This window comes from Streptomyces sp. NPDC107528 (assembly GCF_055639295.1).
Genome location: NZ_JBVKAV010000001.1, coordinates 257,615 through 278,082, shown reverse-complemented (window position 1 = coordinate 278,082; position 20,468 = coordinate 257,615). Strand labels below are relative to the sequence as shown.

18 protein-coding genes and 1 pseudogene are annotated in these 20,468 nt (G+C 71.0%); 11 read left to right on the top strand and 8 right to left on the bottom strand.

What is annotated here, in order from left to right; translation table 11 throughout:
• The first annotated feature begins 46 nt into the window (after positions 1–46).
• The 3 genes and pseudogenes from ACZ7L5_RS01375 to ACZ7L5_RS01365 all read left to right on the top strand — a co-directional run.
• Positions 47–1,576, top strand: a complete 1,530-nt coding sequence (locus ACZ7L5_RS01375; RefSeq protein WP_362386749.1) for a helix-turn-helix domain-containing protein — start codon at positions 47–49, stop codon at positions 1,574–1,576.
• Positions 1,577–2,085: 509 nt separating this feature from the next.
• Positions 2,086–3,147 (top strand): hypothetical protein, encoded by a 1,062-nt coding sequence (locus ACZ7L5_RS01370; protein WP_471513389.1) that lies wholly within the window; start codon positions 2,086–2,088, stop codon positions 3,145–3,147.
• A 429-nt stretch (positions 3,148–3,576) separates the two neighbouring features.
• Positions 3,577–3,822: pseudogene (locus ACZ7L5_RS01365) on the top strand (oxidoreductase); the annotation flags it as partial.
• A 57-nt stretch (positions 3,823–3,879) separates the two neighbouring features.
• Here ACZ7L5_RS01365 and ACZ7L5_RS01360 read toward each other — a convergent pair.
• Genes ACZ7L5_RS01360 through ACZ7L5_RS01350 form a run of 3 tightly spaced genes read right to left on the bottom strand, consistent with a single transcriptional unit; the run spans position 3,880 to position 7,402 of the window.
• Positions 3,880–4,902: a VOC family protein gene (locus ACZ7L5_RS01360; protein WP_471513388.1), complete on the bottom strand. Its 1,023-nt coding sequence runs from the start codon at positions 4,900–4,902 to the stop codon at positions 3,880–3,882.
• On the bottom strand, positions 4,899–5,771 hold the full coding sequence (locus ACZ7L5_RS01355) for an alpha/beta fold hydrolase (RefSeq protein WP_471513386.1): 873 nt from the start codon (positions 5,769–5,771) through the stop codon (positions 4,899–4,901). Before ACZ7L5_RS01355 ends, ACZ7L5_RS01360 begins: the two co-directional genes overlap by 4 nt.
• A complete protein-coding gene (locus ACZ7L5_RS01350; RefSeq protein ID WP_471514467.1) occupies positions 5,768–7,402 on the bottom strand; it encodes a bifunctional 3-(3-hydroxy-phenyl)propionate/3-hydroxycinnamic acid hydroxylase in 1,635 nt (544 codons plus the stop codon). Before ACZ7L5_RS01350 ends, ACZ7L5_RS01355 begins: the two co-directional genes overlap by 4 nt.
• Positions 7,403–7,542: 140 nt before the next feature.
• Here ACZ7L5_RS01350 and ACZ7L5_RS01345 point away from each other — a divergent pair, with 140 nt between their 5' ends.
• The 3 genes from ACZ7L5_RS01345 to ACZ7L5_RS01335 all read left to right on the top strand — a co-directional run bounded on the left by ACZ7L5_RS01345 (position 7,543) and on the right by ACZ7L5_RS01335 (position 10,217).
• Positions 7,543–8,214, top strand: coding sequence for a TetR/AcrR family transcriptional regulator (locus ACZ7L5_RS01345; RefSeq protein WP_471513385.1), 672 nt, complete (start codon positions 7,543–7,545; stop codon positions 8,212–8,214).
• Positions 8,211–8,999 carry a 2-keto-4-pentenoate hydratase gene (locus ACZ7L5_RS01340; protein WP_471513383.1) on the top strand — a complete coding sequence of 263 codons (789 nt, stop codon included), beginning with the start codon at positions 8,211–8,213 and terminating at the stop codon, positions 8,997–8,999. Before ACZ7L5_RS01345 ends, ACZ7L5_RS01340 begins: the two co-directional genes overlap by 4 nt.
• Before the next feature lie 168 nt (positions 9,000–9,167).
• On the top strand, positions 9,168–10,217 hold the full coding sequence (locus ACZ7L5_RS01335; RefSeq protein WP_471513382.1) for an amidohydrolase family protein: 1,050 nt from the start codon (positions 9,168–9,170) through the stop codon (positions 10,215–10,217).
• A gap of 19 nt (positions 10,218–10,236) precedes the next feature.
• Here the strand turns inward: ACZ7L5_RS01335 and ACZ7L5_RS01330 are convergent, their stop codons facing one another.
• Positions 10,237–12,375 carry an ATP-binding SpoIIE family protein phosphatase gene (locus ACZ7L5_RS01330; protein ID WP_471513380.1) on the bottom strand — a complete coding sequence of 713 codons (2,139 nt, stop codon included), beginning with the start codon at positions 12,373–12,375 and terminating at the stop codon, positions 10,237–10,239.
• Between the two features lie 67 nt (positions 12,376–12,442).
• The gene (locus ACZ7L5_RS01325; protein WP_471514465.1) at positions 12,443–13,165 is read right to left on the bottom strand and encodes an IclR family transcriptional regulator; all 723 of its coding nucleotides are present in this window, start codon (positions 13,163–13,165) and stop codon (positions 12,443–12,445) included.
• A gap of 146 nt (positions 13,166–13,311) precedes the next feature.
• On the opposite strand from ACZ7L5_RS01325, the gene ACZ7L5_RS01320 reads away from it, so the two are divergent.
• Genes ACZ7L5_RS01320 through dmpG form a run of 3 tightly spaced genes read left to right on the top strand, consistent with a single transcriptional unit; the run spans position 13,312 to position 16,126 of the window.
• The gene (locus ACZ7L5_RS01320) at positions 13,312–14,184 is read left to right on the top strand and encodes a 2-keto-4-pentenoate hydratase (RefSeq protein WP_471513378.1); all 873 of its coding nucleotides are present in this window, start codon (positions 13,312–13,314) and stop codon (positions 14,182–14,184) included.
• Entirely contained in the window at positions 14,181–15,122 is a 942-nt protein-coding gene (locus ACZ7L5_RS01315) for an acetaldehyde dehydrogenase (acetylating) (RefSeq protein ID WP_471513376.1), read from the top strand. The genes ACZ7L5_RS01320 and ACZ7L5_RS01315 overlap by 4 nt, the downstream gene beginning before the upstream one ends.
• On the top strand, positions 15,119–16,126 hold the full coding sequence (dmpG, locus tag ACZ7L5_RS01310) for a 4-hydroxy-2-oxovalerate aldolase (protein ID WP_471513375.1): 1,008 nt from the start codon (positions 15,119–15,121) through the stop codon (positions 16,124–16,126). The genes ACZ7L5_RS01315 and dmpG overlap by 4 nt, the downstream gene beginning before the upstream one ends.
• 75 nt (positions 16,127–16,201) lie before the next feature.
• Here dmpG and ACZ7L5_RS01305 read toward each other — a convergent pair whose 3' ends face one another.
• Positions 16,202–16,663 carry a DUF6299 family protein gene (locus ACZ7L5_RS01305; RefSeq protein ID WP_328878605.1) on the bottom strand — a complete coding sequence of 154 codons (462 nt, stop codon included), beginning with the start codon at positions 16,661–16,663 and terminating at the stop codon, positions 16,202–16,204.
• Between the two features lie 237 nt (positions 16,664–16,900).
• Here ACZ7L5_RS01305 and ACZ7L5_RS01300 point away from each other — a divergent pair, with 237 nt between their 5' ends.
• The gene (locus ACZ7L5_RS01300) at positions 16,901–17,095 is read left to right on the top strand and encodes a DUF5999 family protein (protein WP_362386732.1); all 195 of its coding nucleotides are present in this window, start codon (positions 16,901–16,903) and stop codon (positions 17,093–17,095) included.
• Positions 17,096–17,102: 7 nt separating this feature from the next.
• Here ACZ7L5_RS01300 and ACZ7L5_RS01295 read toward each other — a convergent pair whose 3' ends face one another.
• Together ACZ7L5_RS01295 and ACZ7L5_RS01290 are read right to left on the bottom strand one after the other, a co-directional pair.
• Entirely contained in the window at positions 17,103–17,501 is a 399-nt protein-coding gene (locus tag ACZ7L5_RS01295) for a RidA family protein (RefSeq protein WP_471513373.1), read from the bottom strand.
• Positions 17,498–18,697 carry an acyl-CoA dehydrogenase family protein gene (locus ACZ7L5_RS01290; protein ID WP_471513372.1) on the bottom strand — a complete coding sequence of 400 codons (1,200 nt, stop codon included), beginning with the start codon at positions 18,695–18,697 and terminating at the stop codon, positions 17,498–17,500. Before ACZ7L5_RS01290 ends, ACZ7L5_RS01295 begins: the two co-directional genes overlap by 4 nt.
• Before the next feature lie 156 nt (positions 18,698–18,853).
• Between ACZ7L5_RS01290 and ACZ7L5_RS01285 the strand changes: the two genes are divergently transcribed.
• On the top strand, positions 18,854–20,467 hold the full coding sequence (locus tag ACZ7L5_RS01285) for an AMP-binding protein (RefSeq protein WP_471513370.1): 1,614 nt from the start codon (positions 18,854–18,856) through the stop codon (positions 20,465–20,467).
• Position 20,468 lies beyond the last annotated feature (1 nt).

Here is a 20,468-nt window from a genome sequence, read left to right as displayed (position 1 = left end):
CCCCCCTTGGAAGGTGCCATCTCATATCTGAGATAGCCTCAACCTCATGGCAGACGACTACCTCGTACGCATCGGCAGGCTCATCCGTGACGCCCGGCAACATCGGGGCTGGACACAGACGCAGCTGGCCGAGGCGCTCGGCACCTCCCAGAGCGCCGTCAATCGCATCGAGCGCGGCAACCAGAACATCAGCCTTGAGATGATCGCCCGAATCGGTGAAGCCCTGGACAGCGAGATCGTGTCGCTGGGCTACGCGGGCCCGATGCATCTGAGGGTCGTCGGCGGACGTCGGCTGTCGGGTTCCATCGATGTCAAGACCAGCAAGAACGCCTGCGTGGCCCTGCTGTGCGCCTCGTTGCTCAACAAGGGGCGCACGGTGCTGCGCCGGGTCGCCCGCATCGAGGAGGTGTACCGCCTTCTGGAGGTGCTCAACTCCATCGGTGTGCGCACCCGTTGGATCAACGACGGCGTCGACCTGGAGATCGTGCCGCCGGCCGAGCTGGACATGGGCGCCATCGACGCCGAGGCGGCCGTGCGCACCCGCTCCATCATCATGTTCCTCGGCCCGCTGCTGCACCGCATGAGCCACTTCAAGCTGCCGTACGCCGGTGGCTGCGACCTCGGCACGCGGACCATCGAGCCGCACATGATCGCGCTGCGCCGGTTCGGCCTGGACGTCGCGGCGACCGAGGGGCAGTACCACGCCGTGGTGGACCGTGACGTACGTCCCGACCGGCCGATCGTGCTGACCGAGCGCGGCGACACCGTGACCGAGAACGCCCTGCTGGCCGCCGCGCGGCACGACGGCGTCACGGTCATCCGCAACGCCTCCTCCAACTACATGGTCCAGGACCTCTGCTTCTTCCTGGAGACGCTCGGCGTCCGGGTCGAGGGCATCGGCACGACGACGCTCACGGTCCACGGCGTACCGAACATCGACGTGGACGTCGACTACTCCCCCTCCGAGGACCCGGTCGAGGCGATGAGCCTGCTGGCCGCCGCCGTGGTCACCGAGTCGGAGCTGACGGTGTGCCGGGTGCCGATCGAGTTCCTGGAGATCGAGCTGGCGGTCCTGGAGGAGATGGGGCTCGACCACGACCGTACGCCCGAGTACTTCGCGGACAACGGCCGTACCCGGCTGGTGGACCTCACCGTCCGGCCCTCCAAGCTGGAGGCGCCGATCGACAAGATCCACCCGATGCCGTTCCCGGGCCTGAACATCGACAACGTCCCGTTCTTCGCGGCCATCGCCGCCGCCGCGCAGGGCAAGACGCTGATCCACGACTGGGTCTACGACAACCGCGCGATCTATCTGACGGACCTCAACCGCCTCGGCGGCCGGCTGCAGTTGCTGGACCCGCACCGCGTCCTGGTCGAGGGCCCGACCCGCTGGCGCGCCGCCGAGATGATGTGCCCGCCCGCACTGCGGCCCGCCGTAGTCGTGCTGCTGGCGATGATGGCGGCGGAGGGCACGTCCGTGCTGCGCAACGTCTATGTGATCAACCGCGGTTACGAGGACCTCGCGGAGCGGCTGAACTCCATCGGGGCGCAGATCGAGATCTTCCGGGACATCTAGGCGACTCACGGCCGACGAACCGAGTGAGGGCTGCCCGGAGTGCCGGAGTGCCGGCGGCCGGCGGCCGGCGGCTGATTATGGCCGTCCCTGATGTTTTGAGTCGTCGCCCAGTGGATCACAACGACCGAGAAGACACAGCAATACGCAGCCGACTTCACTTTCTCGATCGATCGAGTCTATGTCGAAACCAAGCAGCGCACGGCGCCATCTTCGAAATCGGCAAGTACGGCCGGTTCACCACCCTTCCAGGGCCGGATGGTGCGCGGTCTTCCTTGCATGACCACCAGGGAACTGGGATACAGTACTCAAGGAGACGGATCCGCCCCGGTACACACATATCATGTCGGGTCCGTCTCTTTTTCTGCACACACTTCCCCATCGAAAGACTGGGTGCAGTGTGTCATCGCTAAGGTTTGCTACTCATGTCTACCCTCAATTGGCGCGAATCGCTGCGGAGCCTGTCTGCACCGAGCTCCGACCGCCCGCACGACGCACACCCGATTGCCGCGATGGCATTAGTCAAGGTCATCGGGCTGGCGGTCCTTGCTCTGTGGTCCTCACTGAACGGTAAGAGCGCCCACATCCTGCTATCTGCTCGGTGGGATTCACTCTGGTACGTCAGAGTTGTAGAACATGGATACAGCTTCACCGTGACGGCTCAGGATGGGCGAATCCTGTCCGACATGGCCTTCTTTCCGCTGTATCCGGCGCTTGAGAGAGTGCTCTCACACCTCCTGCTCATTTCTCCAGCAGATGCCGGGCTAGTGATCAGTGCGGTGTCATCATTGATTGCTGCGGCCGGCATATACCGGCTCGTTGGGCTGTTCACCGACTACAGGACAGCTCTCCTGGTGGTCGTCCTCTGGGCAACTCTTCCAGTGAGCATCGTGCAGAGCATGGCCTACAGCGAGTCACTCTTCACAGCCGTATCCTCCTGGGCTCTGTACTGTGCACTCAAGGAAAAATGGCTGTTTGCCGGCCTTCTCGCGTGCGCGGCAGGGTTGACGCGTCCCGTAGGTGTTGCCGTGGCTCTGGGCGTATGGAGCGCTGTAGCCGTCAGCGTACACAAAAAGGGATGGAGTGCATCAAAGACGGCCTCTCTTATTGTCTCGCCTGCCGGTTTCTCCTCGTATATCTTGTGGGTGGGAGCCCAGAAGGGCTCTATTCTCGGCTATCTCGACGTCCAGTCGGAATGGGGCAACGGATTCGATGGCGGAGCCACCTTCCTGAAGTTCGTAGGTGCTCTCACAGTCACCCCTCCGTACGTGGGGGGCATCGCACTCATCGTCGCTGTAGGTCTTGCGATATGGTCCTACGTGCTGGGGTTCCCGGGAAAATACCCGCTTCCCGTTCAGGTTTATTCTGGAATCGTAGTCCTGCTCGCTTTGGGTTCGTCGGGGTTCTTTGGATCGAAACCGCGTCTCTTGATTCCAGCATTCAGCCTGCTCATCCCACTTGCGGTATTCCTGGGCCGGAAGGCAAGGGTGGTGCGCGTCTCGGTGGTTATTTCGATGTGCTTGGTTTCCGCCTCGTACGGGGCATTTTGGCTCAACGGCTCTGGACCTCCGTAGCAGCGGCTGACGCAGAGAGCCGGGTTGCCCCCGGCAGTTGGTGTTCTGGGGCGCAGTGTCTTACCTACGGAGGACGAGTTCAGCGAGCGGTTCGGGAACAGGGGACGGCGGCTCGCCCAGCCGGAGCCATTCGACCTGACGGCCGCCCCCAACGAGTCCGTGGCGCAAGCGAAGTCCTCCCGCGGCGCAGAAGGCCGGGCGAGGTTGCACGAGCTGCCGAAGAAGAATGCCGCGAGCAGGAAGGCGACTTCGAAGAAACAGCCCGGCCGCCGCCTGCTCCGAGCCGGCACGGTGAGCGGGTTCGTCCGCCGGATCGGCGCGCCGCAAGTTCTCGCCGACCGGCTCGCCCGGCACCTTTAGAGCCAGCTGCGGTTGGGCGGTCCCAGCTGCCGGGCTGCCGTGCTCAGCGTCACGCGGTAGTGGCCGCCGTCGACGGCCACTGAGGGCGACCGCCTCCTCATCGCACGAGCCGGGCTCATCGGCGGGCCGGGCGATCACAGCGGGCGCTCCGGCTACCGAGTCGCCCGCGCCGCACGCGATCCGCGAGGGCCGATGCTGCTCCCCGACACACCGGCCATGCCCACCCAGGTGGTCGGCGTGCGGGACCGCACCTCCTGGCTGCTCGACTCAGCGGAGACGGGAACGACCGGCACGTACAACGCCGTCGGCCCGGTCCGAACCGGATCCGGACGGGGGCGCTCATGACGCGTGCGCCCCCGTCCGCTGCCGTGCTCAGTCGTCCGGGATCCCGGCGCCACTGAGGCCTGGAACCGTCCGCTCCGGGTGGGCCAGGGAGCGGGCGCCGAGGCGGAACCGGGCGAGTTTGTCGACGATCGTCCGGCCGACCGGGGTGTGGCCCCAGAGGCTGATGCCCTGGTGGGTGGTGGGCTGCCAGGTGGTCTCGTCGATGACGACGGGGTTCCAGCCGACCTCCCACTCGAAGCCCGAAGGGGTGCAGGCGTAGTAGGAGAGCTCCTTGTCGTTGGTGTGCTGTCCGACGGACAGGGCCATGTCGAAGCCGAGTTCGTGTACGCGGTCGTAACTGCGGGCGAGGTCGTCCAGCGTCGCCACCTGGACGTTGAGGTGCTGGACGCGGGTGCGGACCGGGTCGATGGGCAGGCCCCGGACGGCGGCGATGGCGATGGAGTGGTGGCGTGCGTTGACGCGCAGGAAGCGGATCTTGAGCTTGACGCCGCTGATCGTCTCGTCGATGTAGTCGGTGAGGCGGGCGTCGAAGACGGTGTTGAAGTAGCCGCGCATCAGGGTCGGCCGGGTCGAGGTGATGGCGACATGGCCCAGGCCCGAATCGCCCGTTGTCCAGCCGGACGTGAGCATCCGCAGGGGTTCCGGGGACAGAACCGGGGTGGTGTAGATCTCCTGGGTGATGCCCTTGGGGCCGGGGAAGCGCAGGAGCCGTTCGACGCCGCGCAGCCTCGCCTCCTCGGCGGTGCCCTCCGCGACGGGGACGCCGTGGGCGCGGACGCGGGCCTCGATCTGCTCGAAGGTGGTGTGGTCGTCGAGGTGCCAGCCGATCGCGACGACGTCCTCGGCGGGGCCCCGGCGCAGCAGGAAGCGGCACTCGTGGTCGTCGATGCGGAAGCGCATCAGGCCGGTGTCCAGCTCGTCGAGGTGCATGCCGATGGCGTCGGTGCCGAAGCGGCGCCAGTCGGCGAACCGGTTGGTCTCGATGACGAGGTGGCCGAGGTGGACCGCGCCGAAGACGGACGGGGCGTCATGCCCCTGATACGTGCTCATCGCCCGCCGGCCAGGAAGTCGGCGCAGATCCGGTTGAACAGCTCGGCCCGCTCGAACTGCACCCAGTGCCCGGTGTTGGCGACCTCATAGAGGTCGCAGTTGGGCATGCGGTCGGCCAGCATCCGGCCGCCCGTGGGCCGGTTGACCTTGTCGGCGGCGCCCCAGAGCACCAAGGTCGGCACGGGCAGCCGGGACAGGCGGGCGTCGCGGGTGAAGTCCATCTTCCACAGCGTGCGCAGCGCGTTCGGGCCGGACGGCCGGCGCAGCGGCGGTGCCGCGATCACCTCGGGGTCGATGCTCGCCTCGTAGCGGGCGTCGATGACGGAGTCCGGGACGTCGGCGGCGTTGAAGACGAGGTAGGTGCGGATGAACCGCTCCAGTTTCAGGCGCGAAGGGCCGTCCCCGGCGTAGTAGCTGAGGAGGCTGCTCAGACCGGGGGTCGGCAGGGCGCGGGTGGTGCCGATGCCGCCGGGGCCCATCAGCACCAGGCGGTCGACCCGGTCGGGTGTGTCCATGGCGAGGCGCAGCGCGCAGGCGCCGCCGTAGGAGTTGCCGACCAGGTGGGCCTTGTCCAGGCCGAGTTCGTCGAGCAGGCCGCGGATGCCGGCGGCGAGGTGCCCGAACGGGTCGGTGCCGTCCACGCCCTTGGTGCTGCGGCCGTAGCCGGGCAGGTCGGGGACGACGACCCGGTACTCCCTGGCCAGCGCGGCGATGTTGCGGGTGTAGTTGGAGACACCCGAGGCACCGGGGCCGCCGCCGTGCAGCAGCAGAACGGGCGGTCCTTCGCCGGTCTCCGCGACGAAGATCTTCCTGCCGTGGACGTCGAGCAGCCGTTCCCGCATCGGCGGGGGCGCGGTGTGAGTGGTCATGGCGTTCCTTGGGTGGCGGTCGAGGTGGCCGTGCGCGATGCCGGTGCGAACCCGGCCGGGGGCGGCGGGAGTTGGGCGGCCGAGGGGGCGGCGGCGTAGACGTAGGCGTCGGGGCGCAGGGCGAGGGTGGTGGCGCGGCGCTCGGTCATCCAGGGCAGCAGCACGCCCTCGTCGTCGACGACCACGCCCGGCCCCGGACGTGAGCCGGCCGGCAGGACGGTCAGGGAGGGGACGCCGCAGCGGTCCCACGCGGTCTGCGGGGTGGGCGGTTCGGCGTGCAGGAGCAGCCAGCGTCCGGCGAGTACGTCGTCCAGGCGGACCCGGGTGCCGTCCGGGCCGGTCACGCAGGGCTGGGGTATCTGGTGCCCGGCGGCCTTGGTGCGGGGGCGGGCCTGCAGGCCCTCGGCGTAGTGGGCGGCGGGGATCCAGTTGGAGTCCTGCAGCAGGCGGGCGAAGCGGGGGACGCGGTTCAGGAGCGGAAGTACGGCGTCCCGGACCCGGGTGACGGCGAGCCGCCGTTCGGTGATGATCCGGCCGACGAACACCGCCCGCTTGGTGATCTCCTTGACGTGCGGCTTGCGCTCCGCCTCGTAGGTGTCGAGCACCGATTCGGGCAACTCGCCACGCAGCACGGCGTCGAGCTTCCAGCACAGATTGGCCACGTCACGCACTCCGGCCGCCATGCCCTGGCCGATCCACGGCGGCATCGCGTGGGCCGCGTCGCCGGCGAGGAAGACCCGGCCCACCCGGAAGCGGGCGGCGAAGCGGACGTGGTGCCTGTAGACGGTGGCCCGCAGGATCTTGATCTGGTGCTCGCCGATCCCGTACCGGGACACCAGCGCGTGAATCGCCTCGTCGCTGGTCAGGTACTCCTCGTCGTCGCCCGGCAGGATCGGGAACTCCCACCGGTGGTGCCCCAGCGGAGTCGGACAGTCCACCGCCGGGCGGCCCGCGTCGCAGCGGAAGCGCAGCCGGTCGTGGTCCTGCCACGGTTCGATCATCTTCGTGTCGATGACGACCCAGCGGTCCTCGTACGTCCGCCCCTCGTAGCCCACGTTGAGCTGTGCGCGGGTGAGGCTGGAGCCGCCGTCGGCCGCGATGACGTACCTGGCGCGCAGCCGTCGTACGGAGTCGTCGGCGGTCCCGGCCGCCGTCAGTTCCACCCCGGCGCCGTCCGCGGTCGGACGCAGCCGCAGGCACTCGTGCCGCAGCAGCACCTCGACGTTGGGGTAGCGGTCGACACCGTCGCGCAGGACCTGCTCCAGCGCGGGCTGGTAGAGGAACATCTGCGGCGGGTGACCGTGCCCGCGCGGGGTGGGGTGTGCGCTGAGGATCGTACGGCCCCGCGCGTCGACGAAGTCCAGCGGCCGGTCGGCGAGCATGTCGAGCTTCAGCCGCTCGGCCAGGCCGGCGCGCTGCCAGATCCGCAGGACCTCCTCGTCGGTCGAGATCGCCCGGGCCCGGGCGTAGATCTCGGCGTCGCGCTCCAGCACGACGACCCGAAGGCCGGCGGCGCCCAGCAGGTTCGCCGCGGTCACCCCCGTCGGCCCGTACCCGATCACCGCCACGTCGTACGTGTCCTGGTCGACTCTGTCCTCGGCTTCGTCCTCGGCCCTGCTCCCGGCACTGATCCCACTCACCAGGCCACCTCACTGTCGTCCCTGTTGCTGCGGCTCTTTGTTGTAGCGTTCACTCCAATTGGAATGGCCGCTACGGTAAGCTCGGCGTCCGGGTCGGTCAAGGGCCGGCACGACGGGAAAGGGCGTCTCCCATGACCAGGCCGCACACCCGGCCCCACACCGGCTCTCACACCGGGCCTCAGACGGCGCGGAAGAAGCGTGCGAACGGATTGGAGTCGCGGCAGCGCATCCTCGACGCCGCTGTCGAGATCGCTGGTGAGCGCGGGTACGAGGGCACGTCGATCGCCACGGTCAGTGCCCGGTGCGGGCTGCCCGCGAGCTCGATCTACTGGCACTTCGAGGACAAGGACGACCTGATCGCGGCTGTTATCGAGCGCAGCTTCACGGCCTGGCTCACCGCCGTCGAACTGCCCGGCGAGGACACCGGCACACCATTGGAGCGGGTCACAGCGATGGCGGCGAACGTGGCGAAGTCCCTGGTCGACGCCCCCGACTTTCTGCGCCTCGGCCTGATGCTCGCCCTGGAGCGACGGCCTGTCGAGCGACGGGGGCGGACGGTGTTCCGCCAGGTCCGCGCCCTCTCCCGGCAGCGGATATCGGACATGATCGGCACCCTCTTCCCGGCCCTGGACGAGGAAGCCGTCCGCACCCTGACGACATACGCCGTGGCCGGTGCCGACGGGCTGTTCGTGGAGCGCGAGGTGGGTGGCGGCGACTGTGTCGACCTGGTGGCGATGTTCGAGCTGCACGCGCGGCTCGTCCACGACGCGGCGGTCCGCATGGCAGGGAGGAGCGAGGGATGAGCCTGACCTACGTCCAGCGCGAGGAGGCCGCCCGGCTGCTGCGGGAGGCGGAGCACCGCGCGGTGCCGATCGACCCGCTGTCGGCCCTGCTGCCCGCCCTCGACCTGGCCGACGCCTACGCCGTCCAGCGCGACAACGTCTCCTGGCGGCTGGCCGACGGGGCTACGGTCATCGGGCACAAAATCGGCCTGACGTCCCCGGCCATGCGGGGGCTCCTCGGCGCCGACCAACCCGACTTCGGGCATCTGCTGGACGACATGGTCCACCGTGACGGCGCGCCGGTCTTCGCGGCGCACTACTGCCGACCCCGGATCGAACCGGAGATCTGCTTCCACCTCGGCGAGCGGCTGTCCGGCCCCGGCGTCACGGTCGAGAACGTGCTCAGGGCGACCGACGCCGTCGCGCCCGCCCTGGAGATCGTCGACAGCCGGATCCGGGACTGGCGGATCACGCTCGTCGACACGGTCGCCGACAACGCCTCCTCCGCCGGCCTCGTCCGCGGCCCCTGGATCCCGGTCCGGGACGCGCCCGACCTTGCCGCCGTCACCGCCGACCTGATCGTGGACGGTGAGCCGGCCGGGTCGGGCAGCGGCCGCGAGGTGCTGGGCCACCCCGCGGCCGCGGTCGCCTGGCTGGCCAACACGCTCGCCGCGTTCGGCTCCGCTCTGGAGCCCGGCCACGTCGTGCTGTCCGGCGCCATGACCCAGGCCTCCTTCGTCAGGGCCGGCCAGAAGGTCGAGGCGCGGTTCGACGTCCTGGGGCCGGTGTCGGTGACCTTCGTGTGACCGGCCGTTGAACTTCCTCCGACGGCCGAGGAATGCGTCCAGGCCTACGAAATGGACCCGCTCCCCGAGAAACCCGAGCAACCCACGAAACCCAAGAAGCCCAAGAAACCCTGAAAGCCGAAAAACCCGCGAAACCCGAGAAAGCCGCGAACCCGAGAGAGCCGCCCCATGACCACCGCACCCCGCCGGATCGACGTCCATCAGCACCTCGTCCCGCCCCTCTACCGCGACGCCCTCGCCAAGGCCGGTATCACCGAGGCGGGCGGCCGTGCCCTGCCCGGCTGGAGCGCCGAAGCCGCGCTGGAGGCGATGGATCTGCTGGGCACCGAGACGGCGATCCTCTCCGTCTCGACCCCCGGCACCGGCTTCCTCGGCAACCCGGGCGAGGCGGCCGGACTGGCCCGAGCGCTCAACGACTTCTCCGCCGCCCTCGCCGCCGAACACCCCGCCCGCCTCGGCTGGTTCGCCACCCTGCCGATGCCCGACGTCGAGGCGGCGGCGCAGGAGGCCGAGCGGACTCTCACCGAGCTGGGCGCCGACGGGGTCACCCTGCTCGCCAACAGCCAGGGCACCTACCTCGGCGCCGACGGCCAGGCCCCCCTGTGGCGGGTCCTCGACGAACACGGCGCCGTCGTGTTCGTCCACCCGGCCGACCTCCCCGCCCCAGCCGTCGACGGGATCCCCCCGTTCGCCGCCGACTTCCTCCTCGACACCACCCGCGCCGCCCACCTCCTGGTACGCAACGGCATCCCGCGCCGCCACCCGAACATCCGGTTCGTGCTGAGCCACGGCGGCGGCTTCCTGCCGTACGCCTCCCACCGCATGGCCGTCGCCCTCGCCAGTGACATCGGACGCAGCCCCCTCGACGTCCTGGACGACTTCCGCGGCTTCTACTTCGACACCGCGCTGTCCTCCAGCCCCGCCGCCCTGCCCACCCTGCTGGCGTTCGCGCGCCCCGGGCACGTCCTGTTCGGCAGCGACTGGCCGTTCGCGCCCGCACCGGCGGGCCAGTACTTCGCGAGCGGCCTCGACTCCGGCGTCGACCCGGGCACGCTCACCGCGATCAACCGCGCCAACGCCGAGGCCCTGTTCCCCCGCCTGGCGGGCGGTACCTCCGCCCCGACCTCACCCCGCCCCCTCCCGGCACGCCTGCGCCGGTCCGCCCGGCGAGCCGCCGCCCGCCTCGTCTTCAAGCTGGTCCAGCCCGGAACCGACTGAGCTCCCGGCAGCCGCCCGCCTACCCGAAGGCCAGGGCCGGGAACTCGGCCGAGTCGTCCAGCTCGGCCCAGACCGTCTTGCCGCGCCGGGCGTGCCGCGTCCCCCACTGCCCGGCGAGCTGCGCGACCAGCAGCAAGCCCCGCCCGCCCTCGTCGAGGACGCGGGCCCGGCGCAGGTGTGGGGTGGTGCTGCTGGCGTCGGAGACCTCGCACAGGAGGGTGCGGTCGTGGATGAGGCGCAGGCTGATCGGGGAACGGCCGTAGCGGATGGCGTTGGTGACGAGTTCGCTGACCACCAGTTCGGCGGTGAACTCGAGGTTCTCCAGGCCCCAGGCGGCCAGTTGACGGGAGACGTCCGAACGGGCCTTGGCCACCACCGCCGGGTCGGCTTCCAGGTCCCAGGTGGCGACCCGGTCGGCCCCGAGCGCGCGGGTGCGGGCGAGGAGCAAGGCGATGTCGTCGTCGCCCCGGCCGGGCCGCAGTGCTTCCAGCACGGTGTCGCAGGCCGCTTCCAACGAGGTCGCCGACCGGGCGAGGATCTGTCGCAGCGCGGTGAGCCCCGCGTCGGCGTCGTGGTCGGGGGCCCCGATCAGACCGTCGGTGTACAGGGCGAGCAGGCTGCCCTCGGGCAGGTCGACCTCCACCGTCTCGAAGGGCAGTCCGCCGAGTCCGAGCGGCGGGCCGGGCGGCGGATCCAGCAGCTCCGCCGTGCCGTCCCGGACCAGCACGGCCGGGGGCACATCCCCCGCGCGGGCCAGGGTGCAGCGGCGGGAGACGGGGTCGTAGACGGCGTAGAGGCAGGTGGCGCCGTTGACTCCGCCGACGTCGGCGCCGGGCTCGGCATCCGGGTCCGTGCACGCCTCGGTGGCCACGCGCACGACGACGTCGTTCAGGTGGGTGAGGAGTTCGTCGGGCGGCAGATCGATGTCGGCCAGGGTGCGTACGGCGGTCCGCAGCCGGCCCATCGTGGCGGCGGCACGGATGCCGTGGCCGACCACGTCGCCGACCACGAGGGCAACCCGGGCGCCGGACAGCGGAATGACGTCGTACCAGTCGCCGCCCACGCCGGAGCCGGAGCCGGCCGGCAGGTACCGGTAGGCGACGTCCACGGCCGACTGCTCCGGCACCTCCTGGGGAAGCAGGCTGCGCTGGAGGGTGACGGCGGTGGCCCGGGCGTGGGTGTAGCGGCGGGCGTTGTCGACGGCGACGGCGGCCCTCGCGGCGATCTCCTGGGCGAGGAGCAGGTCCTCGTCGTCGTAGCGGGCGGGGTTGGCGAGGCGGTGGAACTCGGCGACGCCCAGCGTGGTGCCGCGGGCGCGCAGCGGGACGGCGAGGGACGAGTGAGCTCGCGGGACGCCCCGGCCCCTGCCGTGCTGGTGCCGGGAGGGACGCCCACTGGCCAGGGCCTGCGCCGACGGCGAGCCGTCCGCCGGGATGTGGAGCTGCTGCGGTGCGATCGCGTCCTGCGGGTCGGGCCCGTCCGCCGGTCCCCGGGCCGTCCGGCGCAGCACCGGCGGTCCCTCCGCGACGTCCTCGCCTCGCAGCACGGTGTCGAGCAGGTCGACGGTGACGACGTCGGCGAAGTGGTCGGTGGCGAGATCCGCCAGCTCCTGTGCCGTGCGGGCGATGTCGAGGGTGGTGCCGATGCGCATGCCCGCCTCGTTCACCATCGCCGATCGCCACCGCAACCGCCGGTCCCGCTCCTCCTGGAACGCGACGACGCCCTGTTCGGAGACCCGGTCCACGTACATCGTCGACATCGCGTTCAGCTGCCGGGCCGCCTCGCTGACCTGCTTGGCGTCGTCGCTCAGCCGGGGCAGCTCCGCGAGCAGCCGGTCGAGGACGATCTCCTCCGCCAGCCGGAAGGCGCGGAGCATCGCGCTGAGCGGTATGCCGTGCCGGGCCAGCATCTGCGCGCGTTCCAGGTCGGCGGGCGGCAGCTCGATCAGCCTCGCCTCGATGGCGTGCTCCAGGCCGAACAGGGCCGCGCCGATGTGCTCGGCGACATTCTCACCGGCCATCCGGGCCACGTCCGGGTCGTCCCACAGCGCGGGGAGTTCGCGCAGCAGGCGCCGCTGCACGTCGGAGGTGAGCTCGTCCGCTCGCGAACTGAGCTCGCGCGCCGCGCGCGACACAAGACGGCCGGCCGTGGGCTCCACACAGTCGACGGTACGCCGCTCACGCGGGCGCCTCAGTCCGTACGGCGGGATGGGCGCCGGCCGGTTGTCAGCCGCCCCCGCGCAGCACCCGGGACAGCCCGAGCGCCGCGGTCCGTACGGCGGGCGCCAACTGGGCGGGGCTGAAACGGGAGCGCGGCACCGCCACCGAGAGGGCGGCGACCGTGGTGCCGCCGGCGAAGACGGGAGCCGCGATGCAGGCAACGCCGAGGGCGGCCTCCTGCTCCTCGTAGGCCAGGCCGGAGACCTGGATCTTCTCCAGGGCCATGCGCAGCCGGTTCGGATCGGTGAGGGAGTGCGGTGTGAGGCTCGGCAGCGGCCGGGACAGCACCTCCTCGGTCAGCTCGGCGCCGGAGAAGGCCAGCAGGGCCTTGCCGACACCGGTGCAGGTCAACGGCAGGCTGCCGCCGATGCGGGAGGGCAGCTGGAGGGCCTCGTGGCCGTGGATGCGTTCGAGGTAGACGACGTCCATGCCGTCCCGCACCCCGAGGTGGACGGTCTCGCGGGTGGCCTCGAACAGGTCCTGGAGGAACGGCAGGGCCGCCTCGCGCAGATCGAGCCGGTGCGGCACCAGCGAGCCGAGCTCGAACAGCTTCGCCCCGAGCCGGTACTGGGGCCCCGAGCGCTCCAGCCAGCCCAGCCGGACGAGGTCCGCGGCCAGCCGGTGCACCGTGGGCTTGGGCAGGCCGGTGCGCTCCGAAAGTTCCGACAGGCGGTACGGGCCGCCGCTCGGACTGAAGCACTCCAAGATGATCGCGGCCTTCTCCAGCATGCTGCCGCCCGCGCTGTTCCGTGTCACGGAACAAAGTTTGTCCCCTCGCGGCGGGGCGTGTCTATATCGGTGTCGAACCGCCATCGGCGCCGACCGGCTCCTTCCCATCCGCTCGCCCGCCGCTGCACCTTCCCCGGAGGTATCCCGTGTCGACCCCACCCGACGGTGTCCGTCCGGACGCCGCCCCGCCGGCCGTGGTCAAGGCCGCCGACCTGCTTGCGGAGGCCGCCCGCACCGGGACCGCCTGTGCTCCGGTGCGTGATCTGTTCGACGCCGGCGCGGATCTGGAGACCGCGTACGCCGTGCAGCAGCTGAACGTGCGGCGCGGGCTGGACGCCGGGCGCCGGATCGTGGGCCGCAAGACCGGCCTGACCTCAGCTGCCGTACAGCGCCAACTCGGCGTGGACCGGCCCGACTTCGGTGCGCTCTTCGCGGACATGGCCGTACCGGACGGCGGCGAGGTGCCCGCCGGGCGGCTGCTCCAGCCGAAGGTGGAGGCCGAGGTGGCGCTCGTCCTCGGGCGCGACCTGCCGCACCCCGCGTGCACGGTCGTCGACGTCCTGCGCGCGGTCGACTTCGCGCTGCCCGCGCTGGAGATCGTCGACAGCCGGGTGCGGGGCTGGGACATCTCCCTGGTCGACACCGTCGCCGACAACGCCTCCTGCGGCCTGTACGTCCTCGGCGCAACTCCCGTGCCGCTCACCGCCGTCGATCTGCGGACCGTGACGATGACCATGACGCGGGGCGGCGAGACCGTGTCCGAGGGCACCGGCGCCGACTGCCTCGGCAGTCCCCTCAACGCGGCCGTGTGGCTGGCCTGCGCGCTCGCCGAACGGGGCGATCCGCTGCGCGCGGGCGACCTGGTGCTGACCGGTGCGCTGGGTCCGATGACGCCCGCCGCGCCGGGCGACGTGTTCGAGGCCGATGTCCGCGGACTGGGTTCCGTGCGGGTCGGTTTCGCGCCCGCAGTCGGCTTCGCGCACGAAGTCGGCTTCGCGCACGAGGGGGGCGAGCTGTGAGCACCAAGGTCGCCGTCATCGGGTCCGGCAACATCGGCACCGACCTCATGATCAAGATTCTGCGGCTCTCGGAGTCCCTTGAGATCGCCGCGCTTGCCGGCATCGACCCGGCCTCCGACGGCTTGGCCCGCGCCCGCCGGCTGAAGGTCGCCACGACCCACGACGGCGTGGAAGGGCTCGTCGCGCTGGACGAGTTCGCCGATGTGGAGATCGTCTTCGACGCCACCTCGGCCGGCGCCCACCGTCACCACGACGACGTACTGCGCCCGCTCGGCCGCACCCTGGTCGATCTCACCCCGGCCGCACTCGGTCCGTACGTCGTGCCGCCGGTCAACGGCGACGCCCACCTCGACGCCCCGAACGTCAACATGGTCACCTGCGGCGGCCAGGCCACCATCCCGATCGTCGCCGCCGTGGGCGCCGTCACGCCGGTCCACTACGGCGAGATCGTCGCGTCCATCGCCTCCCGCTCGGCCGGCCCCGGAACCCGGGCCAACATCGACGAGTTCACCGAGACGACCTCCTCCGCCATCGAACGGGTCGGCGGTGCCGCGCGCGGCAAGGCGATCATCGTGCTCAACCCGGCCGAACCGCCCCTGATCATGCGGGACACCGTGCACTGCCTGGTCTCCGACTGCGCGACGGAGGCGGTCACCGCGTCGGTCGAGGAGATGGCCGGGCGGGTGCAGGCGTACGTGCCCGGTTACCGGCTCAAGCAGAAGGTGCAGTTCGAGCGGGTGCCGTCCGACGACCCGATGCGCACTCTCGTCCCCGGCGCGGGCGAGGCCCTGAAGGTGTCCGTCCTCCTGGAGGTCGAGGGCGCCGCGCACTACCTCCCGGCCTACGCCGGGAACCTCGACATCATGACCTCGGCCGCGCTGCGCACCGCGGAACGCATGGCCGCCCTCCCGCACGCCACGGAGGTGGCCTCCCGATGACCCGGCTGTACGTCCAGGACGTGACCCTGCGGGACGGCATGCACGCCGTCCGGCACCGCTACACCGTCGACCAGGCCCGCGCCATCGCCGCCGCGCTGGACGCCGCCGGGGTCGCCGCGATCGAGATCGCCCACGGCGACGGCCTCGCCGGCTCCAGCGTCAACTACGGCGTCGGCGCCCACACGGACTGGGAATGGATCGAGGCCGTGGTGGACGCCGCGCAGCACGCGGTGCCCACCACTCTGCTGCTGCCCGGCATCGGCACGCTGCACCACCTCAGGCAGGCGCACGCCCTGGGCGTCCGCAGCGTCCGCGTCGCCACCCACTGCACCGAGGCCGACATCTCCGCGCAACACATCGGCGCCGCGCGGGAGTTGGGCATGGACGTCGCCGGGTTCCTGATGATGTCCCACATGGCCGAACCGGCCGAACTGGCCCGCCAGGCCAAGCTGATGGAGTCCTACGGCGCCCACTGCGTCTACGTCACCGACTCCGGTGGCCGCCTCACCATGGACGGCGTCCGCGACCGCTTCCACGCCTACCGCGACGTCCTCGACCCGGCCACCGAGCTGGGCATCCACGCCCACCACAACCTCGCACTCGGCGTCGCCAACACCGTCGTGGCCGTCGAGAGCGGCGTGACCCGGGTGGACGCCTCGCTCGCGGGGCAGGGGGCGGGCGCCGGCAACTGCCCGCTGGAGGCATTCGTCGCGGTCGCCGACCTGATGGGCTGGGACCACGGCTGCGACCTGTTCCCCCTGATGGACGCGGCCGACGATCTCGTACGCCCCCTTCAGGACCGCGAGGTGCGGGTGGACCGCGAGACCCTCAGCCTCGGCTACGCGGGCGTGTACTCCAGCTTCCTGCGGCACGCCGAGACCGCCGCCGCCCGCCACGGTCCGGACACCCGCAGCATCCTCGTCGAGGTCGGCCGGCGCGGCATGGTCGGCGGCCAGGAGGACATGATCACCGACATCGTGCTGGACCTGGTCGCTCGCGCCTGAGCGACGCGACCGCGCCCCTTCCGGTCGACCGGAAGGGGCGCGGTCAATGGGGGGCGACGGCAGGCAGTGCAGCCGTCACGCCTTGGGCTTCGACAGGGTGATGTCCTTCTTCACCACCGCGTGGAAGTGCGGCAGGGGCAGCCCGCCCAGGCCGTCCACGGGGCGCAGCTCCACGACGGTGACCTCGACGTTCGCCTTGCCGTGCTTGAGGGTGGCGTCCGCGGGGGCCTTGCTCTTGTTCTCCCAGCGGTGCTGCTTGCCGTCACACTCGGCGAGGGTGCCGCCGATGGCGTACCGGGTGGTGGAGTCCTTCTGTCCGATGGAGGCGCTCACGAACGTGGGTCCCGTGCTGTCGATGCAGCGGTAGGTGCCGGAGACGGTGATGGTGCCGTCCGCGGCCATGGGGGTCTTGGTGCCGACGCTCACGGTCTCCTCGGGCTCCGTTGGAGCGTCGGAGTCGGCGGGCGCCGAGGGCGCGGCGAGCAGCAGGAACAGGGCGGCGCCGGCGGCGGTGGCGAGAGCGGGGCGAAGGGGCATGGGATGACCTCCCGGTGGGCGGAGTGGGGGCTTCCACTGGTACCCGGCGGGTGTGCCCGCGGGCGTGACCGTCACCCCTTCGGTGGCGAGTCCGCTGCGACCTTCGTGGATCGGTCAGAGAGTTGTCCGCGTGTTGTCACGGTTCACAGCGGCCCGTTCCGATGAGTTCGCGACGGGAGCATGGTCTACCCATATGGACGACGCATACGGTTCGTCCGCCCGACGTGGAGGTGCGCCATGTGTTCCTACCAGCCTTCGTGCCCTTCCTCCGACGACCGCACCGCACATGTGGTGGCCGCCCACCCCGAGCAGGGCTGGAGCCTTCTGTGTGACGGCGCCATCGTCTTCGACGACAGCGGTGAGCTGCTGCCCGACGGCCGTGTCGTCGCCCCGCAGCGGGTGCCGGCAGAGCGGCTCGCGATGGCCGCGTGAGCGCGGCCTACGGCAGTACCGCGAACCCGTCCAGCTCCACCATGGCCTCTTCGTCCCAGAGGCGTACGACCTCCACGACCGCCATCGCCGGGTAGTCCCGCCCCGCCAAATGCCGCCAGATGCGGCCCAGTTCGGCGACGTGGACGCGATACGCCGCGACGTCCGTGGCGTAGACGGTGACCCGCGCGAGGTCGGCCGGGTTGCCGCCGGCCGCCGCCAGCGCGGCCAGCAGATTGGTGAGCGCTCGCTCGAACTGCTCCGGCAGCGTCTTGCCCACCACCTTGCCGTCGGTGTCGAGTGCGGTCTGCCCGGCCAGGAACACAACCCGGGATCCGGTGGCGACGACCGCGTGGGAGAAGCCGGTGGGCGGGGACAGGTCGGGCGGGTTGACACGCTCGGTAGTCACTGACCGGCCTCCATGTTCGTGTACAACTCCTTGGCGATGATGCCGCGTTGGACCTCGCTGGCGCCTTCGTAGACGCGCGGGGCACGCACCTCGCGGTAGAGGTGCTCCAGCAGATGGCCGCGGCGCAGGGCACGGGCACCGTGCAACTGGACCGCCTTGTCGACGACATACTGCGCCGTCTCCGTCGCGAGCAGCTTCGCCATCGCGGCCCGCTTCGGGACGTCCGGGGCGCCTTCGTCGTACGCCGTCGCCGCCGCGTACACCATGAGACGGGCCGCCTCGATGCGCAGGGCCATCTCGGCGACCTCGTGGGCGACCGTCTGGAGGTCCTTCAACTTGCCCCCGAACGCATCCCGTTGGGCGGTGTGGATGAGGGTGGCGTCCAGGGCCGCACGGGCCATGCCGACGGCGAAGGCACCGACGCTCGGCCTGAAGAGGTTGAGGGTGCCCATCGCGACCCTGAAGCCGCGGTCGGGCTCGCCCAGGACGTCATCGGCGGTGACGGGGACGGCGTCGAAGTCGAGGGCGCCGATGGGGTGCGGGGACAGCATGTCCAGGCCCGCTCCGGTGAGGCCGGGCCGGTCGGCGGGGACCAGGAAGGCGGTGACGCCACGGGAGCCGGCGCCGGGGGTGGTGCGGGCGAAGACGGTGTAGAAGTCGGCCTCGGGGGCGTTGGAGATCCAACACTTCTCACCGGTGAGGCGCCAGCGGGCGGGGCCGTCGGCTTCGGCGGCGACCGAGGCGGCAAGTGTCTCCCCCGGTCCTCCCGGTCCTCCCGGCCGCGAGGGGTCTCGTTCCGCCCGCAGCTCCAGCGCCGCCGCGTCCGACCCGGCGCCCGGCTCGCTCAGCGCGAAGGCCGCCACCGCGCTGCCCTCGGCCACCCGGGGCAGCCAGCGCTCCCGCTGAGCCGGGGTGCCGTGGGCGTGGACGGGATGCGCGCCCAGCCCCTGGAGGGCGAGTGCGGTCTCCGCCTCCGTGCAGGCGTACGCGAGGGATTCCCGCATCAGGCACAGGTCGACCGCTCCGGCGGTGAACAGCCGCCGCAGCAGCCCCAGTTGGCCGAGCTCGGCGACCAGCGGGCGGTTGACGTGCCTGGGTTCACCCTTCTCCGCGAGCGGGCGCAGCCGGTCGTCGGCCAGGGTGCGCAGCTCGGCACACCAGGCGGTTTGCGCCGGATCGAGCGAGAATGCGGGCATTGCCGACCTCCCTGCGGGGCCGTACTCGACGGACCCTCCCGACGATATCGCGCACCATTGACTGTCGTCACCAACACGATACGCTCCCTGTGCTGGGACCCGCTCACCCCACCACGACGCCCACAGGCAGCCCACAAGGCAAGGGGGCGAACCGCAATGGCCGGTCTGCACCGCTCCGCCCACGTCGACACTTTCGCCCGCGAGCACCTGCCACCGCCCGACCAGTGGCCCGAGCTCCGCTTCGACCTTTCGGGGCTGGACTACCCCGATCGGCTCAACGCGGCAGCCGAGTTGCTCGCCGGCCCGCCCGACGAGCGACCCGTGTTCCACACCCCGTCCGGCGACACATGGACGTACGGCACACTGCGCGCCCGCGTCGACCGGCTCGCGCATGTGCTCACCGGCGACCTCGGCGTCGTCCCGGGCAACCGGGTGCTGCTGCGCGGCCCGACCACGCCCTGGCTGGCGGCCTGCTGGCTGGCGGTGCTGAAGGCGGGCGCGGTCGCCGTCACCGTGCTGGCCCAGCAGCGGCCGCACGAGCTGAAGACCATGTGCGAGATAGCGCAGGTGCGGCACGCGCTGTGCGACATCCGCGCCGTCGACGACCTCGCCAAGGCCGAGATACCCGGGCTGCGGATCGCGACGTTCGGCGGCGACGCCCCCGACGACCTGCTGCACCGCCCGGCGCCCGACACGCCGTACGACGCCGCCGACACCGCGGCCGACGACGTGGCCCTCATCGCCTTCACGTCCGGGACCACCGGACGCCCCAAGGGCTGTATGCACTTCCACCGGGATGTGCTCGCGATAGCCGACACCTTCTCGGAACATGTGCTGCGACCACATGTGGGCGATGTCTTCGCCGGCAGCCCCCCGCTCGGCTTCACCTTCGGCCTCGGCGGCCTCGTCGTCTTCCCGCTGCGGGCCGGCGCCAGCTCCCTGCTCCTCGAACAGGCCGGGCCCAAGCAGCTGCTGCCCGCGATCGCCGAGCACCGGGTGTCCGTGCTGTTCACCGCGCCGACGGCGTACCGCGCGATGCTCGACGAACTCGACTCGCACGACATCTCCTCACTGCGCCGCTGCGTCTCGGCGGGCGAGAACCTGCCCGCCGCCACCTGGCAGGCCTGGCAGGAGCGGACCGGGCTGCGCGTCATCAACGGCATCGGGGCCACCGAGCTGCTGCACATCTTCATCTCCGCGGCCGACGAGCACATCAGGCCCGGGACGACAGGGGTGGCGGTGCCGGGCTGGCAGGCACGTGTGGTCGACCACGAGGGCCGGGAGATGCCCGACGGGGAGCCCGGTCTGCTCGCCGTGCGCGGGCCCGTCGGCTGCCGCTATCTCACCGATCCACGGCAGCGCGAGTACGTGCGCCACGGCTGGAACATCACCGGCGACACCTACGTCCGGGAGAGTGACGGCTACTTCCGCTACGTCGCCCGCGCGGACGACATGATCATCTCGGCCGGCTACAACATCGCGGGTCCCGAGGTCGAAGAGGCGCTTCTGCGCCACCCGGACGTGCTGGAGACGGCGGTCGTGGGCCGGCCCGACGAGGCGCGCGGACAGGTCGTGGTGGCATACGCGGTGCTCAAGGACGGGGCGCGCCAGGACGCCGAGGCGCTGCGCGCGTTCGTGAAGGCCGAGCTGGCGCCGTACAAGTGCCCGCGCGAGATCGTCTTCCTCGACGCCCTGCCACGCACGGCGACCGGCAAGCTCCAGCGCTTCCGTTTGCGCGACGGTGGTGACCCGCCGGGTGACCAGCAGTGAT

Bases quoted from the DNA above. Each gene is read 5' to 3' on its own strand.
- ACZ7L5_RS01375 (WP_362386749.1), top strand. From the start codon at position 47: ATGGCAGACGACTACCTCGTACGCATCGGCAGGCTCATCCGTGACGCC.
- ACZ7L5_RS01370 (WP_471513389.1), top strand. From the start codon at position 2,086: ATGGCATTAGTCAAGGTCATCGGGCTGGCGGTCCTTGCTCTGTGGTCC.
- ACZ7L5_RS01360 (WP_471513388.1), bottom strand. From the start codon at position 4,902: ATGAGCACGTATCAGGGGCATGACGCCCCGTCCGTCTTCGGCGCGGTC.
- ACZ7L5_RS01355 (WP_471513386.1), bottom strand. From the start codon at position 5,771: ATGACCACTCACACCGCGCCCCCGCCGATGCGGGAACGGCTGCTCGAC.
- ACZ7L5_RS01345 (WP_471513385.1), top strand. From the start codon at position 7,543: ATGACCAGGCCGCACACCCGGCCCCACACCGGCTCTCACACCGGGCCT.
- ACZ7L5_RS01340 (WP_471513383.1), top strand. From the start codon at position 8,211: ATGAGCCTGACCTACGTCCAGCGCGAGGAGGCCGCCCGGCTGCTGCGG.
- ACZ7L5_RS01335 (WP_471513382.1), top strand. From the start codon at position 9,168: ATGACCACCGCACCCCGCCGGATCGACGTCCATCAGCACCTCGTCCCG.
- ACZ7L5_RS01325 (WP_471514465.1), bottom strand. From the start codon at position 13,165: ATGCTGGAGAAGGCCGCGATCATCTTGGAGTGCTTCAGTCCGAGCGGC.
- dmpG (WP_471513375.1), top strand. From the start codon at position 15,119: ATGACCCGGCTGTACGTCCAGGACGTGACCCTGCGGGACGGCATGCAC.
- ACZ7L5_RS01305 (WP_328878605.1), bottom strand. From the start codon at position 16,663: ATGCCCCTTCGCCCCGCTCTCGCCACCGCCGCCGGCGCCGCCCTGTTC.
- ACZ7L5_RS01300 (WP_362386732.1), top strand. From the start codon at position 16,901: ATGTGTTCCTACCAGCCTTCGTGCCCTTCCTCCGACGACCGCACCGCA.
- ACZ7L5_RS01290 (WP_471513372.1), bottom strand. From the start codon at position 18,697: ATGCCCGCATTCTCGCTCGATCCGGCGCAAACCGCCTGGTGTGCCGAG.
- ACZ7L5_RS01285 (WP_471513370.1), top strand. From the start codon at position 18,854: ATGGCCGGTCTGCACCGCTCCGCCCACGTCGACACTTTCGCCCGCGAG.